We start from the raw sequence: 16,557 nt of genomic DNA on the forward strand, positions 1-16,557 counted from the left end.
ATAGCCTGAAGAGAATAAAAAATATCGTTTTATCGTGAGTCTATGCAAAAATGATATGGACCACGCTCAGCCATCAGGTGCCCTATGCCCGCCGTTAACCTACGCCATATCGAGATTTTTCATGCGGTGATGACCACCGGCAATCTCACTGAAGCCGCGCAGATGCTGCACACCTCGCAGCCGACGGTCAGCCGCGAGCTGGCGCGTTTTGAGAAAGTGCTGGGGCTGAAGCTGTTTGAACGCACCCGCGGCAGGCTGCATCCAACGGTGCAGGGTTTACGTCTTTTTGAGGAGGTTCAGCGCTCCTGGTACGGGCTGGACAGGATCGTGAGCGCGGCGGAGAGCCTGAGGGAGTTTCGCCAGGGCGAGCTGTCCATCGTCTGCCTGCCGGTCTTTTCTCAGTCATTCCTGCCGGTACTGCTACAGCCGTTTCTGGCCCGCTATCCGGAGGTCAGCCTGACCATCGTGCCGCAGGAGTCGCCGCTGCTGGAGGAGTGGCTTTCGGCCCAGCGCCACGATCTGGGTCTGACCGAAACCCTCGTCACGCCAGCGGGAACGGAACGCACGGAGCTGCTCTCGCTGGATGAGGTCTGCGTGCTGCCTGCCAGCCACCCGCTTGCTTTCAAAGCAGTTCTGACCCCGGCAGATTTTCACGGTGAGAACTATATCAGCCTGTCGCAGACCGACAGCTACCGGCAGCTTCTGGATGGCCTGTTTGCCGAACATCAGGTGAAGCGGCGGATGGTGATGGAAACGCACAGTGCGGCATCAATTTGCGCGATGGTGCGCGCGGGCGTGGGTATTTCGGTGGTGAACCCGCTCACGGCTATGGACTACGCCAGCAGCGGCGTGGTTCTGCGCCGTTTTAGCGTTTCCGTTCCCTTTACCGTAAGCCTGATCCGCCCGCTGCACCGGCCCGCCTCAGCGCTGGTTGATGCCTTTAGTGAACACCTGATTGCGCACGCGCGTCAGGTGGCGCTTCGCTTACCTGACCTGCAAAAACCTTTATGACAGCATAAACTCCACCGCATCCGCGGCATGGATGGCGGCGGTATCGAAGACCGGTATCGGGCTTTGGTCTGCCGGCACCAGCAGGCCAATTTCGGTACAGCCGAAGATGACTCCTTCCGCCCCCTGCTGCGCCAGTTTCTCAATCACGCTGACGTACCAGGCGCGCGAAGCTTCGCTGAAGGTGCCGAGGCACAGTTCATCAAAAATAATCTGGTTAATGCGCGCCCGGTCTGCCTCCTCCGGGATCAGGCTTTCAATCCCGAACTGGCTACTCAGCCGCCCGCGGTAAAAATCCTGCTCCATGGTGTAGCGCGTCCCCAGCAGCGCCACGCGCGTCATGCCGGCGGCACGTATGGCACGCCCGGTGGCATCCGCGATATGTAAGAACGGCAGCGAACAGCGGTCTTCAATATGCGACGCCACCTTATGCATGGTGTTGGTACACAGCAGAATACCCTGCGCGCCCGCACGCTCCAGGCCAAGTGCGGCGTCCGCCAGCATTTGCCCGGCTTTGTCCCACTCCCCGCTCGACTGGCAGGCTTCTATTTCATGGAAATCCACGCTGTGCAGCAGCAGGCTGGCCGAATGCAGACCGCCCAGACGCTGTTTGACGCCTTCATTAATCAGGCGGTAGTACGGGATCGTTGATTCCCAGCTCATGCCCCCTAACAGACCGATCGTTTTCATCTTTCCTCCTGTACGTTTCACCCAGTGAAGCAAACTTGTGATCGCCTTTCCAGTTATTTGGCTAAACGTTTTCTTTTCGCTGCGGCTGAGATAAGTTAAATGAAACAATGTTTCATTACATAACAGGGCGAAAATATGTTTATTTTCCATAAAGAGACCACGCTTGACGATTTGGGCAACGGCGTGACGCGTCGTATTCTGGCGCACGATGGCAGGATGATGGCGGTGGAAGTGAATTTCGAGCAAGGTGCGATTGGCCCGCTGCATAACCACCCGCATGAGCAGCTCACCTACGTTCTCTCGGGGGAATTTGAGTTCACCATTGGCGAGGAAAAGCATGTGGTGACGGCGGGCGACACTCTCTATAAAAAGCCGCACGTGATGCACGGCTGCGTTTGCCTCAAACCCGGCACCTTGCTAGATACCTTTACGCCGGTACGCGAGGATTTCCTGAAATAAAAAAAGGCGCTCATCAGAGCGCCTTTTTTCATGTTATTCCGTAACCGGCTCAGGAAGTTGTTCCGGCAGCGGGTTGCGGGAGCGCATTGCTTCGCGCAGCAGCACGCTGCCACAGGCGAACAGCCCACCCAGAATACCCGCCAGCAGCACGATCAGTGCTTTGCCCGGGCCATCTTTTTTCACAGGTATAGAAGGAGAGAGCTGGTATTTGAAAGGCTCCAGGCTCACGTCTTCGAAGGAGAGTTTTTGCAGCTGCGCCAGATAGTATTCGCGGTTCTGGAAATCGGCGTTCAGCTCAGAAACATCCTTCAGATTTTTTTCAATTTGCAATTTCTGCGCAATCCCGTCCGCGCCGAGCGCGACGGAGTAATCCGGATCGTCTTTCACCGCCTGTCCGTTACTGTAAACCGGCTTTTTGATCCCTGCCGCGTTCGCCACTTCCAGCGAGTAGTTAAGGCGTTGCAGGTTGGTATTGTGGATATTGGTCAGTCGAACCCGATCCAGCTCCAGCTGCTGCTGAACCGTTTTGGTTCTCAGGATCAGCTGATCGCGGATGTTTTGCATGGTCTCCTGCTCGACGATGCGGGAAATGTACTGAATGTAACCATTCAACACTTTCTGCGCGTCCTCTGCCGTTGGGGCAGTGAAGCTTAACGTCCAGGAGAGATACGGTGCTTTATCAGCATTTTTTTCCTGGGTGTTATCAATAGCCTTCATCTTTTCGGCGATATTGACCACCGCGCGGTGCAGCTCCAGCGGGTCAACCTCGGCGCCATCGAGCTGAGCCATCACGTAAGGAGAGCTCTTCATGTACTCTTCAAGCAGGGACTGAGACTGAAACTTTTTGATAAACAGATTAAATACATCTGCACGGGTAACTTTAACGTCCACATCAAGCACCTGCAGCGTCACCATCATCTGGCGCAGCGAACTCCACTGCGTCTGTTCCGCTGGCGTAATGACCGCTTTACTGGTCCATTTTTGCGGTATCAGGAAGGCGATTGCCAGGCCGACCAGTGCAAATGCAAACACAATGGTAATGATGCGTTTTTTTGCTGCCAGCAGGACGTCCAGCAGACCCAGGAGATCTATTTCTTTAGCGCTGACCGCCGGGGGAGCATAGTGAGGAAAGTTGAGATCCGTATGTTGTTTGAAATCCATTGCTGACATAACTGTTCTTCTTTTAAGGATGCAGTGAAATTCTGCCTGACTGGTTCCGGTTTAAGAAATCATACAAGAATGTAAGAATTATCTGAATGCCGAATTGGTACATCTGTAGACCTGCTATCAGATCTGGTAGTTAGCCACGCTGCGTGACTATTGTTTTTCCCGTTTCCACTTGTGCTTCGTCTCGCCTCCTCGCAGCCCCGACGAACGTCCGTTAAAAGGCAAAAATGCCACCTCCCTCACTATATTGAAACAGCGTTTCGACGCTGATCACATTTCCATCATTAAGCGAATGACGCAGAAATAAATCGCAATAATATAAAATAAAACGATGTTTTAGTATCCAAGAACGGCGGTTCAGCTCTTTTGAAACCCAACGCGTTTAGCGCAAAGAGGAAGGCAAAAAAGCGTTAAAAAACAATTTTATATTTAGCCGACGCCAGATATTGCACCCTAAAACTCAGCTCTCATGCCGCGCGATGCTGGCCTGAGAAGATGTAACAAAGCAGATTCCGTTTTAAACCATTGATCGCCAGGTAGGTATGTATGAATGAAAACAAGCTGCTGGGGCTCGCATGGATATCACCCTACATCATCGGGTTGATACTCTTTACGGCATTCCCCTTCGTCTCATCATTTTTCCTCAGCTTTACGGATTACGATTTGATGAGCCCGCCGGTGTTTAACGGCATCGAAAACTATCGCTACATGTTTACCGAAGACACGCTCTTCTGGAAATCAATGGGCGTGACCTTTGCATACGTATTTTTAACCATTCCGTTAAAGCTCGCCTTCGCATTAGGGATTGCCTTTGTCCTGAACTTTAAATTACGCGGCATCGGATTTTTCCGTACTGCCTACTATATTCCGTCGATCCTCGGCAGTTCCGTCGCCATTGCCGTATTGTGGCGCGCCTTATTTGCGATCGATGGCCTGCTGAACAGCTTTATCGGCGTATTTGGTTTTGACCCGGTGAACTGGCTGGGTGAACCGTCACTGGCACTAATGTCCGTTACCCTGCTGCGCGTCTGGCAGTTCGGTTCCGCGATGGTCATCTTCCTGGCCGCGCTGCAAAACGTACCGCAGTCCCAGTATGAAGCGGCGATGATCGATGGCGCATCGAAATGGCAGATGTTCATGAAGGTGACCGTGCCGCTGATTACGCCGGTGATCTTCTTCAACTTCATCATGCAGACCACGCAGGCGTTCCAGGAATTTACCGGGCCGTACGTGATCACCGGCGGCGGGCCGACCTATTCGACCTACCTGTTCTCGCTCTACATCTACGACACCGCGTTTAAGTATTTCGATATGGGTTATGGCGCGGCGCTGGCGTGGATCCTGTTCCTGGTGGTGGCCGTCTTCGCCGGTATCGCCTTTAAGTCGTCGAAATACTGGGTGTTCTACTCCGCCGATAAAGGAGGCAAAAATGGCTGATATTCAACAACTCTCCACGGCAAGAAGCATCGCCGAACGCGAAGTAGCCCGCACGCTGCGCAGAGAGAAAATCAATGCCACCGTTCGCTATGCGATCCTGCTGTTTGTCGGCCTGCTGATGCTTTACCCGCTGGTGTGGATGTTCTCCGCGTCGTTCAAACCGAACCACGAGATCTTCACCACCCTGAGCCTGTGGCCTGCCCATGCCACCTGGGACGGCTTCATCAACGGCTGGAAAACCGGCACCGAGTACAACTTCGGCCACTACATGCTGAACACCTTTAAGTATGTGATCCCGAAAGTGATCCTGACCATTATCTCCTCCACCATCGTGGCGTATGGCTTTGCCCGCTTCGAGATCCCGTGGAAGAAGTTCTGGTTCGCCACGCTCATTACCACCATGCTGCTACCCAGCACCGTGCTGCTGATCCCGCAGTACCTGATGTTCCGTGAAATGGGCATGCTGAACAGCTATATGCCGCTGTACCTGCCGCTGGCCTTCGCCACCCAGGGGTTCTTCGTCTTCATGCTGATCCAGTTCCTGCGCGGCGTCCCGCGTGACATGGAAGAGGCGGCGCAGATTGACGGCTGTAACTCCCTTCAGGTGCTGTGGTACGTGGTTGTGCCGATCCTTAAACCGGCCATTATCTCCGTCGCCCTGTTCCAGTTCATGTGGTCCATGAACGACTTTATCGGGCCGCTGATTTATGTCTACAGCGTGGATAAATACCCGATTGCACTGGCGCTGAAAATGTCCATCGACGTCACCGAAGGGGCGCCGTGGAACGAAATTCTGGCAATGGCGAGCATCTCCATTCTGCCATCCATCATTGTCTTCTTCCTGGCACAGCGCTACTTCGTACAGGGCGTCACCAGCAGCGGAATTAAAGGTTAAGAGGGAAATACCATGGCTGAAGTTATTTTCAACAAGCTGGAAAAGGTCTACTCCAACGGTTTTAAAGCGGTACACGCTATCGATCTTAAAATCGCCGAAGGGGAATTCATGGTGATCGTCGGCCCATCCGGCTGCGCCAAATCCACTACTCTGCGCATGCTGGCGGGACTGGAAACCATCAGCGGCGGCGAGGTACGTATCGGCGACAAGATCGTGAACAACCTCGCGCCGAAAGAGCGCGGGATTGCGATGGTGTTCCAGAACTACGCCCTCTATCCACACATGACGGTGCGCGAGAATCTGGCCTTTGGCCTCAAGTTGAGCAAGCTGCCGAAAGATCAGATTGAGTCCCAGGTGAATGAAGCCGCTAAAATTCTTGAGCTTGAAGAGCTGCTCGACCGCCTGCCGCGCCAGCTTTCCGGCGGCCAGGCGCAGCGCGTGGCGGTAGGCCGTGCGATTGTGAAAAAACCGGATGTGTTCCTGTTCGATGAGCCGCTTTCAAACCTCGACGCCAAACTGCGCGCCTCGATGCGTATCCGTATTTCCGACCTGCATAAGCAGCTGAAGAAATCCGGAAAACCGGCCACCACCGTTTACGTGACCCACGACCAGACCGAAGCGATGACCATGGGCGACCGCATCTGCGTGATGAAGCTCGGCCATATCATGCAGGTGGATACGCCGGACAATCTCTACCACAAGCCGAAGAACATGTTCGTGGCGGGCTTTATCGGCGCGCCGGAGATGAATATACGCAAAAGCGTGCTGGTCGAAAAAGCGGGACAGCTGCACATCGCCATTGGTGATGAAAGCATGCCGCTGAACGCGGAGAAGCAGGAGAAAGTCGCCGCTTACGCGGGTCAGGAGATCTTCTTCGGCGTGCGCCCGGAATTTGTGTCGCTCTCTGATGAGCCCTTCCCGAACGGCGGCTGTAGCGGGGAGATGGTGCGCGTTGAGAACATGGGCCACGAATTCTTTGTGTACCTGAAGGTCGCGGACTACGAACTGACCGCCAGAATCCCGTCCGATGAAGCTAAACCAATGATTGATAAGGGACTTCATCGTAAGGTGTATTTCACGTTTGATATGAATAAGTGTCATATTTTTGACGCAAAAACTGAACAGAACCTCTCTCTCTGATGGAGTGATAAAAATGAAAAAAGTGCTTTTAAGCGCAGCTATCTCCGCGACCCTGGGCCTTACCGCTTTGCCATCGATGGCGCAGAATGTGGATTTACGGATGTCCTGGTGGGGCGGCAACGGCCGTCACCAGGTCACCCTGAAAGCGCTGGAGGAGTTCCATAAGCAGAACCCGGACATCAACGTGAAAGCGGAATACACCGGCTGGGACGGTCACCTCTCCCGTCTGACCACCCAGATTGCGGGTGGAACCGAGCCAGACGTAATGCAGACGAACTGGAACTGGCTGCCGATCTTCTCCAAAACCGGTGACGGCTTCTACGATCTGAACAAGTTGAAGGAGGTGATCGACCTGTCGCAGTTCGATCCCAAAGAGCTGCAAACCACCACCGTGGATGGCAAGCTGAACGGCATTCCGATCTCGGTGACGGCGCGGGTGTTCTACTTCAATGACGAAACCTGGAAAAAAGCGGGTATTGCGTACCCGAAAACCTGGGACGAGCTGATGGCGGCCGGTAAAACCTTCGAGAGCAAGCTCGGTAAGCAATACTATCCGGTGATCCTGGAGCACCAGGATACGCTGGCGCTGCTGAATTCGTACATGATCCAGAAGTACAACATTCCTGCGGTGGATGAGAAAACCAAAAAGTTCAGCTACACAAAGGAACAGTGGGTGGAGTTCTTCCAGACCTACAAAAAGCTGATCGACAGCCACGTCATGCCGGACACCAAATATTATGCCTCATTTGGTAAGAGCAACATGTATGAGATGAAGCCGTGGATCCAGGGAGAATGGGGCGGCACCTATATGTGGAACTCCACCATCAACAAATATTCCGACAACCTGAAGCCACCGGCGAAACTGGAGCTGGGCAGCTACCCAATGCTGCCGGGCGCCACCGACGCGGGCCTGTTCTTCAAACCGGCGCAAATGCTGTCGATTGGTAAGTCGACCAAAAACCCGGAAGCGGCGGCGAAGCTGATTAATTTCCTGCTCAACAGCAAAGAAGGGGTCGATACGCTGGGCCTTGAGCGTGGCGTACCGCTGAGCAAAGTAGCGGTGCAGTATCTGACCGAAGACGGCACCATTAAAGAGGACGATCCTTCCGTGGCAGGCCTGCGTCTGGCGCAGTCGTTGCCGGCGAAACTCACCGTCTCGCCATACTTTGACGACCCACAGATTGTGGCGCAGTTCGGTACTTCTTTGCAGTATATCGACTACGGCCAGAAAACCGTGGAAGAGACGGCCGCTGACTTCCAGCGTCAGGCGGAGCGTATTTTGAGACGTGCGATGCGGTAAACACTAAGCCGCTTACCGGGCCTACACGGTATCGTAGGCCCGGTAAGCGAAGCGCCACCGGACAATTACATTACACGCCGATATTACGTAGTTTCTCCCCTCTCATCAGCTTGCGTTCAATATGCTCCAGGGTCACGCCCTTGGTTTCGGGGATCAGCCAGAAGGTCACACCGATAAACGCCACGTTCAGCACCGTATAGAGCCAGAAGGTGCCTGCCGCGCCAATCGCATCCAGCAGCGTCAGGAAGGTCGCGCCAATGATCATGTTCGACACCCAGTTGGTGGTGGTGGAACAGGTGATACCAAAGTCGCGGCATTTCAGCGGCTGTATTTCAGAGCACAGGATCCACACCACCGGCGCGGCGCTCATCGCGTAACCGGCGATACACATCATGGTCATGCCCACGGAGAGCCAGGAGAGGCCGCTTGACGCCGTGCCATTATCGAACTGCATCAGGCAGTAGCCAAGGATTAAGGTGCCGAGCGCCATCACGCTAAAGCCAATTTTCAGGGCGGGTTTACGTCCGGCCTTATCAACGGTGAACACCGCGATAAAGGTGGCGAACATAAAGGTCAGCCCCACCACCAGCGTGGCGATCATCTGCTGTTCGGTGGTGGTAAAACCGGCCATTTTAAAAATGCGCGGGGCGTAATACATAATGATGTTCATCCCCGTAAACTGCTGCATCGCCTGTAACAGCATGCCGAGGAACACCGCGCGGCGCACGTTGCGGTTCGCCTTAAACAGGGACCAACCGCCCTGCTTCAGCTTCAGGCTTTCGCGGATTTCGTTCAGCTCTTCACGCGCTTTTTCAGACGTGTCGCGCAACATGCGCAGCACCTCTTCCGCCTCCACGTGACGCCCTTTTTGCGCCAGCCAGCGCGGGCTGTTCGGCAGGAAAATGACTAACACAATCAGCAGCAGCGCAGGCAGCGCCAGCACGCCAAGCATTGCCCGCCAGTTGCCGCTGTAGCTAAAGTACGTATCCGACAGAAACGCCAGCACGATACCGAGCGTCACCATCAGCTGATACATACTGATCATCTTCCCTCGCACGTTCTCACTTGCCATTTCAGAGAGATAAAGCGGCGCGGTGTAGGACGCGATACCCACCGCTACGCCAAGCAACACGCGTGAAAGCAGCAGCACTTCTATGTTTGTCGCAAACGCGGAGCCGATGGAGCCTGCGACGAACAGGATCGCCCCAACCATCAGGCTGTATTTGCGCCCGAGACGGAACGACAGCCAGCCGTTAAACAACGCGCCGATGGCCGCGCCCAGCATCATGCTGCTTACCACCCACTCTTGCAGGCGGTTGCTTAACGTAAAGTGGTCGGTAATAAAGGGCAGTGCGCCAGCGATAACGCCGATATCCAGACCAAACAGTAGACCGGCTACGGCGGCCGCAACAGAAACAAACTGGTTCATGCGTCGGGTATCGCGCAGCGCAGCGGGCATAAGGGTAGAGTCATTTATAGATGTCATAGTTTCCTGCCTCAACAGCGAAATTCGTTAAGTGAAATTACGAGATACCGGAAGAAAGTGTCAGGTCGGAACTGGTGAAGATATGGATTATTTCGCTACGACATACCGTTCTGTGATGGACATTACAATTTCAAATCAGGGTGGTTTAACCTTATTTTTTATTAATTAGTTAATATTTAAGCAATAAATGTGTGATACCCGTCATTTATTCCTTTTTAGTATGGATTTTTCATCTTTAAGGATATGGATAAAGCCAATTTTGGCGCAAAAAAAACCTCCACCCGAGGGCAGAGGTTCTTTATTAAGGCTGAATTAACGTGCCAGCCAGCCGCCGTCAACGGCGACGGTATAGCCGTTAATGTAATCCGAAGCCGGAGAAGCCAGGAACACAACCGGGCCCATCAGATCGCTCGGCAGACCCCAGCGACCCGCTGGAATACGTTCCAGAATTGCCGCGCTGCGCTCTTCATCAGCACGCAGCTGCTGGGTATTGTTGGTGGCCATGTAGCCCGGCGCAATCGCGTTGACGTTGATATTGTGCTGCGCCCACTCGTTCGCCAGCAGACGGGTCACGCCCATCACGGCGCTCTTCGATGCGGTGTAAGACGGTACGCGGATGCCGCCCTGGAAAGAGAGCATGGAGGCAATATTGATGATCTTGCCGCCTTTCCCCTGCGCGATGAAGTGCTTCGCAGCCGCCTGGGACATAAAGAACACGCTCTTGATGTTCAGGTTCATCACGTCGTCCCAGTCCGTTTCGCTGAAGTTAATCGCGTCTTCACGGCGAATCAGGCCCGCATTGTTGACCAGAATATCGATATGCCCGAACTCCGCCACCGCGCGATCCAGCAGTTCAGGGATCGCATCGATTTTGCGCAGGTCCGCGGTCAGGCTCAGGAAACGACGGCCCAGCGCGGTGACGCGCTCGATGGTTTCCGTTGGCTCTACGATGTTAATCCCGACGATATCACAGCCCGCTTCCGCCAGACCTAACGCCATACCCTGCCCCAGCCCGGTGTCACACCCGGAAACCACAGCCACTTTACCCTGCAGAGAAAATGCATCCAGAATCATGTTTGTTCCTTAATCGTTCAGCGCCTGTCACCAACAGGCAGATGTATGCTTAACTGCCTGCGACTAGCGCAGATCCTTAACAGCGACGTGGTCCATGTCATCGAAGACCTGGTTTTCACCGACCATACCCCAGATAAAGGTATAAGCTTTCGTTCCCACGCCAGAGTGGATGGACCAGCTTGGCGAAATGACCGCCTGCTCGTTGTGCATCACGATATGGCGAGTTTCCTGCGGCTGTCCCATCATGTGGAACACGCAGGCATCTTCATCCATGTTGAAGTAGAAATAGACTTCCATACGGCGCTCGTGGGTATGGCACGGCATGGTGTTCCACAGGTTGCCCGGCGCAAGCTCGGTCAGCCCCATGCTGAGCTGGCAAGTTTCCAGCACATCCGGTACGAAGTATTTATTGATGGTGCGGCGGTTGCTGGTGAGGTTGTCACCAAGGGTCACCGGGGCAACGTCCGCTGGCGTGACTTTTTTGGTTGGGTAAGTCGTATGAGCCGGGGCGCAGTTGTAGTAGAACTTCGCCGGTTTGCTGCCATCGATGCTGGCGAACACCACTTCTTTCGCGCCTTTTCCGACGTACAGCGCGTCACGGTGACCAATTTCGTAGCACTGGCCATCGACGGTTATGGTGCCCGGCCCGCCAATGTTAATCACGCCCAGTTCACGGCGTTCGAGGAAGTAGCTCACGCCCAGCTGTTTGCCCACTTCACCGCCCACGGACACGGTTTTCGCCACCGGCATAATCCCGCCCACAATAATGCGGTCAATATGGCTGTAGACCATGGTGTACTTGTCGGCTTCGAACACTTGCTCAACTAAAAACTCACTGCGCAGCCCCTGAGTATCCAGCGTTTTTGCGTGCGCACTGTGGATGCTTTGTCTGACGTCCACGTAAACCTCCAGAATTGATCGTGCCCGAAGGCAAAGATGAATAACGAAACAATGTTCCGTTTTCGTGATGAACACATATTATCCCCTGTACATGGGGTTTTCAATTACATTTAAAACAACGTTTCATTTTTTCTGTATGTTTATGCCAGAAATGGTGTTTCGATCACGATAAATCTTTAAGCCCCTCAATCTGGCTAAAGAAACTGAGAATTTGCGCTGTCAGTCACACACAATGAAACGATGTTTTGATAATTTAACACCTAGTTTTCAACCTATATTACGCGTTCAAAGGAGTGCATTATGGCTAAAGGTATGCGGGTCAAGCTGAACTACGAGGTCAGCCGCGATCCGGATACAGGCGTGGAAGTTACCCGCCTGACCCCACCGGAAGTAACCTGTCATCGCAACTACTTTTACCAGAAGTGCTTCTTTAACGATGGCAGCCACCTGCTGTTCGCCGGGGAGTTCGACGGTCACTGGAACTATTACCTGCTGGATCTGAAAAACGCCGAAGCGGTGCAGCTGACCGAAGGCGCGGGCGATAACACCTTTGGCGGGTTCCTCTCTCCGGACGATCAATCCCTCTACTATGTGAAGAACGATCGCACCCTGCTTGAGGTGGATTTAAAGACGCTGGCAGAGCGCGAAGTGTACCGTGTCCCGGAAGAGTGGGTTGGCTACGGCACCTGGGTCGCGAACAGCGACTGCACCAAACTGGTGGGTATTGAGATTGCCAGACGTGACTGGACGCCACTCAACGACTGGAAAATTTTCCACGACTTCTTCCACAAAGGGCCGCACTGCCGCCTGCTGCGCGTTGATCTAAAAACGGGTGAAAGCACCACCATCCATGACGAGAAGATCTGGCTGGGACATCCGATTTATCGCCCGTTCGATGACAATACCGTGGCCTTCTGTCATGAAGGGCCACACGACCTGGTTGACGCCCGCATGTGGCTGGTCAACGAAGATGGCAGCAACGTGCGGAAAGTGAAAACGCACGCGGAAGGGGAAAGCTGCACGCATGAATTTTGGGTGCCGGACGGGTCCGCGCTGATCTACGTCTCTTACCTGAAAGGTCAGCAAGGGCGCACCATCTCCCGCTTCAATCCGGACACCGGCGTGAATGAAGCGGTAATGAACATGCCCGCCTGTTCGCACCTGATGAGCAATGTTGACGGCACCATGCTGGTTGGCGACGGTTCCGGCACGCCTGTCGATGTGAAAGACACCGGCGGCTACACCATTGATAACGATCCTTATCTGTATGCCTTTGACGTGGCGAAGAAAGCCTATTACCGCATTGCCCGTCATGACACTTCCTGGGCTACGGTGGCGAACAGCCGCCAGGTAACCCACCCGCATCCGTCCTTCACGCCGGACGAAAAAGCGGTGCTGTACAGTTCCGATAAAGACGGCAAACCGGCCCTCTATATCGCGAAACTCCCCGAGCAACCTGAAATGTTGCATGCCTGAATGAGTTAGTGTTTCTGTAACTGGCCTTGCCCTCCGATTCGGAGGGCTTTTTTTTGGGTGATTGCGGCGCTTTTTGCCGGGTGGCGCTAACGCTTACCCGGCCTACGAAACGACTGATTGGAGAGAAAGTGTAGCCGGGTAAGCGCATCGCCATCCGGCATACGAAACGACGGAGTGGAAGGAAAGTGTAGGCCGGGTAAGCGCATCGCCATCCGGCATACGAAACGACGGAGTGGAAGGAAAGTGTAGGCCGGGTAAGCGCAGGGCCAGTCGGCATACGAAACGACGGAGTGGAAGGAAAGTGTAGGCCGGGTAAGCGCAGCGCCACCCGGCGGTTTTTAGCGAAGAGGCTGGATTATCAGAAGGAGTACGCCACGCCTAAACGGAAACGGGTCTGGCGTTCGTCAGTGTCTTTAACCCCCACGTTGCCCACCTCAACATACGGTGCCCAGTTTTTATCCCATTTGTAGGCCAGCTTGGCGTTATATTCATTGGAATAATCTTTATTGTTATTTCGGGCCACGCCTTCAGAGCTTTTCGCGTAAACATAGTTCAGCTCGGTACGCCAGTCACCTAATACCCAACCGACCCACGCATCACCACGGTTAACTTTATCATCGTCCTTATTTGAGCTTGACGGGTAGCGGGTATATTCATAACGGTAACGCGCGGCCACGTAGAAGCCATTATCGAAACTATATTGCACATGCAGATTCGGTTTATAAATGGTACGACTGTCTGTGCTTTCAATCGTAAACGCAGGCGTCAGGGCGATATTGTCTGTCGCTTTCCAGCGCCAGCTAATCTGATCTTCGTGACCGTTCCCCACCACATCCGCGAATGGCTGATCTGCCTTGTCCCCGCCTGATTTCCACTTCGCCTCGACTGAAAAACCGAAGCCATTATCAAAGCGGTGCGAGACGGCAACACGGTCGGCATTCGAGCCGCTGTCAATATATTCGTGACGCAGATCGACGGTAACGGCGCTAGCCGCAAAAGAGGCACTAATAAGGGAAGCAAGGAGCAGAGATTTCTTAAACATGAAAAAACCCTCGATTAAAATAACGTTTCGTTTTTATGAAACTTGAGTTTATTTTTTATGCACCGTTATTTTAGTGACAAGGATCGAAATTATTTGTTTCATTTTTTTTGGCAAAGATCGACGTGAACCTCATCAACAAAAAAGGCGTATAACGCATAAATTCCAGGCGTGAGATCACACTAAGAACTTCACAAAGCGAATAATTCACCGCGCAATAATTATTGTGGGCTTAAGAAAGAACGCAGAAGTGTTAAAAAAGGATTCTGCGGACATAAAAAAACCTCCCGAGGGAGGCTTTCTGTGCGCAGAGGGGGAAATTACCGTTCGATAGCCAGGGCTACCCCCTGCCCTCCGCCAATGCAGAGCGTTGCGATCCCTTTTCGGGCGTTACGCTTTTTCATTTCGTGGACTAGCGACACCAGAATGCGGCAGCCGGAAGCGCCAATAGGATGACCGAGCGCGATCGCACCGCCGTTGACGTTGACCCGCAGCGGATCCCATTCCAGCATTTTCCCGACCGAGATCGCCTGTGCAGCAAAGGCTTCATTGACTTCAATCAGATCTACATCGTTCAGCTGCCAGCCCGCCCGCTCAAGACAGCGGCGCGTGGCATAGACCGGGGCGATCCCCATTAACGCAGGATCAACACCCACGCTGGCAAACGCTTTGATGCGCGCCAGTACCGGCAGCGCCAGCTCCTGGGCTTTGCTTTCACTCATCATCATCACCGCCGCCGCACCGTCGTTAATGGAGGATGCGTTACCTGCCGTTACAGAACCGAGCGTTTCGAAGGCCGGATCGAGTTTTGCCAGCCCTTCTGCGCTGGCATCGGTGCGCGGCTGCTCGTCGGTATCAACGATGAGCGCTTCGCCGTTCTGGCGTTGGGTACTGACCGGGACAATTTCATCGCGAAAACGGCCGGAGTCGATCGCTGCACGCGCTTTTTGCTGCGAGCTAAGCGCATACGCATCCTGAAGCTCGCGGCTGATGCCGTATTCCCGCGCCAGGTTTTCCGCCGTTACGCCCATATGGTAGTCGTTGAAGGCGTCCCACAGCCCGTCATGAACCAGGCTGTCAAGCAGTTGACTGTTCCCGAGCTGCGCGCCGGTCCGGCTGTCGGTCAGGACATGCGGGGCGCGGCTCATGTTTTCCTGCCCTCCGGCAATGACCACGTCCGCTTCACCGCACTGGATGGCCTGCGTCGCAAGATGGAGCGCTTTCAAACCTGAACCACAGACGTCGTTGATGGTAATCGCCGAAACGGTATTAGGCAGGCCGCCCTTCAGCGCCGCCTGGCGCGCAGGGTTTTGTCCCGCGCCAGCGGTCAGCACCTGGCCGAGGATCACCTCATCAATTTCATGTGCGGCAACCCCGCTGCGTTCCACCAGCGCTCTTACCACCACGCTGCCGAGATCAACCGCAGAGTGACGCGCAAGCGCTCCCTGAAAACAGCCGATAGCCGTACGTAACGCACCCACTATAACGACATCTTTCATCACGACCTCTGTGCAAAATGACATGACGATAGTAGAGGATTGTTATCAACAATTGACGCAAATGTTTAAAATTAGTGAGTTTAGTCACAGGATTATCGTGCGTCCTGCAAGTACTGGCGCAGCCAGCTTCCGGCGACGCCGGGCGGGGTTCTTTTGTTCCATACCAGATCGATGGCAATCGACCTCGGCCAACCCGGCACGTTCAGCTGCACCAGCGATTTCGATGCTGCAAATTCGTCGACCAGCGCGCAGGGTAACGCGCACCAGCCAAAGCCCTGTACCGCCATGCTTAGCAGCAGCAGGTAGTTCGGCGCAGACCAGACCGGCCCGCGCGCAAGGGGCGCTTCCCGTTCAAGATAGGTACTCAGCCGCAGCTCGCGCCAGCCATGCAGCTCGTCCGCCTGCGTCTCATGTTGCCCTGCCAGAGGATGTCCGGCAGAAACGTAAATAGCCATACGCGTCTGCATAGGCAGGCGGGTCGCGCCAATATCGGTCGGGTAGCTGTCGCGTGCTTCCGTCAGGCCAATTTGCGCCCGCTCCTTTTGCAGCAGATCGATCACGTCCTCCTCTTCCCCAATCAGACACTCGAATTCGGTGTGCGGAAAACGCTGGTCGAACTGGCTCATCATCTCTTCCAGCACGGCCGGGTTAAGCGTATCGGAGAGAACAAAGGTAAAACGCGCCTCCGTTTGCGCCGTTAAGGATACGGCCAGCTCATCAAGGCGCGCGCTGGCGGCGAGGATTGACTGGACATAGCCCAGCACCTGTTCACCCTGGGCGGTTAACACCGGGTGACGCGCCGAGCGATCAAACAGCTCAAAGCCAAGGTCAGCTTCAAGGTTGGCGATGGAGGTGCTGATGGTGGACTGGCTTTTACGCAGCCGTCGTGCCGCAGCTGAAAACGAACCTGCGGCGACAGTTTCAACAAACGCGGTCAGTGCTTCGGGAGAATAACGCATGATGTATCTACTTTATCGATGGATACCA

15 protein-coding genes are annotated in these 16,557 nt (G+C 54.3%); 7 read left to right on the forward strand and 8 right to left on the reverse strand.

What is annotated here, in order from left to right; all coding sequences use genetic code 11:
* The first annotated feature begins 84 nt into the window (after positions 1 to 84).
* Positions 85 to 1,011, forward strand: a complete 927-nt coding sequence (locus ACOT1A_RS06015; protein ID WP_022649247.1) for a LysR family transcriptional regulator — start codon at positions 85 to 87, stop codon at positions 1,009 to 1,011.
* Here the strand turns inward: ACOT1A_RS06015 and ACOT1A_RS06020 are convergent.
* Positions 1,006 to 1,698 carry an aspartate/glutamate racemase gene (locus ACOT1A_RS06020; RefSeq protein WP_023306862.1) on the reverse strand — a complete coding sequence of 231 codons (693 nt, stop codon included), beginning with the start codon at positions 1,696 to 1,698 and terminating at the stop codon, positions 1,006 to 1,008. The two genes, ACOT1A_RS06015 and ACOT1A_RS06020, sit on opposite strands and share 6 nt — an antisense overlap.
* Before the next feature lie 135 nt (positions 1,699 to 1,833).
* Here ACOT1A_RS06020 and ACOT1A_RS06025 point away from each other — a divergent pair, with 135 nt between their 5' ends.
* Positions 1,834 to 2,157, forward strand: a complete 324-nt coding sequence (locus ACOT1A_RS06025; protein WP_045620839.1) for a cupin domain-containing protein — start codon at positions 1,834 to 1,836, stop codon at positions 2,155 to 2,157.
* A gap of 33 nt (positions 2,158 to 2,190) precedes the next feature.
* Here the strand turns inward: ACOT1A_RS06025 and wzz(fepE) are convergent, their stop codons facing one another.
* Complete coding sequence (gene wzz(fepE), locus ACOT1A_RS06030) at positions 2,191 to 3,327, reverse strand: LPS O-antigen length regulator Wzz(fepE) (protein ID WP_058646262.1); 1,137 nt, start codon at positions 3,325 to 3,327, stop codon at positions 2,191 to 2,193.
* Between the two features lie 543 nt (positions 3,328 to 3,870).
* Here wzz(fepE) and ACOT1A_RS06035 point away from each other — a divergent pair.
* The 4 genes from ACOT1A_RS06035 to ACOT1A_RS06050 are packed head-to-tail and all read left to right on the forward strand — an operon-like array spanning position 3,871 to position 8,096.
* Positions 3,871 to 4,761 (forward strand): carbohydrate ABC transporter permease, encoded by an 891-nt coding sequence (locus tag ACOT1A_RS06035; RefSeq protein ID WP_003862825.1) that lies wholly within the window; start codon positions 3,871 to 3,873, stop codon positions 4,759 to 4,761.
* On the forward strand, positions 4,754 to 5,656 hold the full coding sequence (locus tag ACOT1A_RS06040; RefSeq protein WP_022649251.1) for a carbohydrate ABC transporter permease: 903 nt from the start codon (positions 4,754 to 4,756) through the stop codon (positions 5,654 to 5,656). The genes ACOT1A_RS06035 and ACOT1A_RS06040 overlap by 8 nt, the downstream gene beginning before the upstream one ends.
* 12 nt (positions 5,657 to 5,668) lie before the next feature.
* On the forward strand, positions 5,669 to 6,796 hold the full coding sequence (locus ACOT1A_RS06045; RefSeq protein ID WP_023306863.1) for an ABC transporter ATP-binding protein: 1,128 nt from the start codon (positions 5,669 to 5,671) through the stop codon (positions 6,794 to 6,796).
* Positions 6,797 to 6,809: 13 nt separating this feature from the next.
* Positions 6,810 to 8,096, forward strand: a complete 1,287-nt coding sequence (locus ACOT1A_RS06050) for an ABC transporter substrate-binding protein (RefSeq protein ID WP_023298522.1) — start codon at positions 6,810 to 6,812, stop codon at positions 8,094 to 8,096.
* A gap of 70 nt (positions 8,097 to 8,166) precedes the next feature.
* Here ACOT1A_RS06050 and ACOT1A_RS06055 read toward each other — a convergent pair whose 3' ends face one another.
* From ACOT1A_RS06055 to kduI, 3 genes are all read right to left on the reverse strand, one after another.
* Positions 8,167 to 9,582: a sugar porter family MFS transporter gene (locus tag ACOT1A_RS06055; RefSeq protein ID WP_023298523.1), complete on the reverse strand. Its 1,416-nt coding sequence runs from the start codon at positions 9,580 to 9,582 to the stop codon at positions 8,167 to 8,169.
* Positions 9,583 to 9,894: 312 nt separating this feature from the next.
* Complete coding sequence (gene kduD, locus ACOT1A_RS06060) at positions 9,895 to 10,656, reverse strand: 2-dehydro-3-deoxy-D-gluconate 5-dehydrogenase KduD (RefSeq protein WP_003862835.1); 762 nt, start codon at positions 10,654 to 10,656, stop codon at positions 9,895 to 9,897.
* Positions 10,657 to 10,719: 63 nt separating this feature from the next.
* On the reverse strand, positions 10,720 to 11,556 hold the full coding sequence (kduI, locus tag ACOT1A_RS06065; RefSeq protein ID WP_017382863.1) for a 5-dehydro-4-deoxy-D-glucuronate isomerase: 837 nt from the start codon (positions 11,554 to 11,556) through the stop codon (positions 10,720 to 10,722).
* Positions 11,557 to 11,856: 300 nt separating this feature from the next.
* Here kduI and ACOT1A_RS06070 point away from each other — a divergent pair, with 300 nt between their 5' ends.
* Positions 11,857 to 13,032, forward strand: coding sequence for an oligogalacturonate lyase family protein (locus ACOT1A_RS06070; RefSeq protein ID WP_022649254.1), 1,176 nt, complete (start codon positions 11,857 to 11,859; stop codon positions 13,030 to 13,032).
* Positions 13,033 to 13,390: 358 nt separating this feature from the next.
* Here the strand turns inward: ACOT1A_RS06070 and ACOT1A_RS06075 are convergent, their stop codons facing one another.
* The 3 genes from ACOT1A_RS06075 to ACOT1A_RS06085 form a co-directional block, all read right to left on the reverse strand.
* Entirely contained in the window at positions 13,391 to 14,074 is a 684-nt protein-coding gene (locus ACOT1A_RS06075; RefSeq protein ID WP_003862842.1) for an oligogalacturonate-specific porin KdgM family protein, read from the reverse strand.
* A 317-nt stretch (positions 14,075 to 14,391) separates the two neighbouring features.
* Positions 14,392 to 15,570, reverse strand: coding sequence for an acetyl-CoA C-acetyltransferase (locus ACOT1A_RS06080; RefSeq protein ID WP_022649256.1), 1,179 nt, complete (start codon positions 15,568 to 15,570; stop codon positions 14,392 to 14,394).
* A gap of 92 nt (positions 15,571 to 15,662) precedes the next feature.
* Positions 15,663 to 16,529: a LysR family transcriptional regulator gene (locus ACOT1A_RS06085; RefSeq protein WP_038416634.1), complete on the reverse strand. Its 867-nt coding sequence runs from the start codon at positions 16,527 to 16,529 to the stop codon at positions 15,663 to 15,665.
* Positions 16,530 to 16,557 lie beyond the last annotated feature (28 nt).

Source organism: Enterobacter cloacae complex sp. SYL003, from assembly GCF_049236925.1.
GTDB classification, from domain to species: Bacteria; Pseudomonadota; Gammaproteobacteria; order Enterobacterales; family Enterobacteriaceae; genus Enterobacter; species Enterobacter intestinihominis.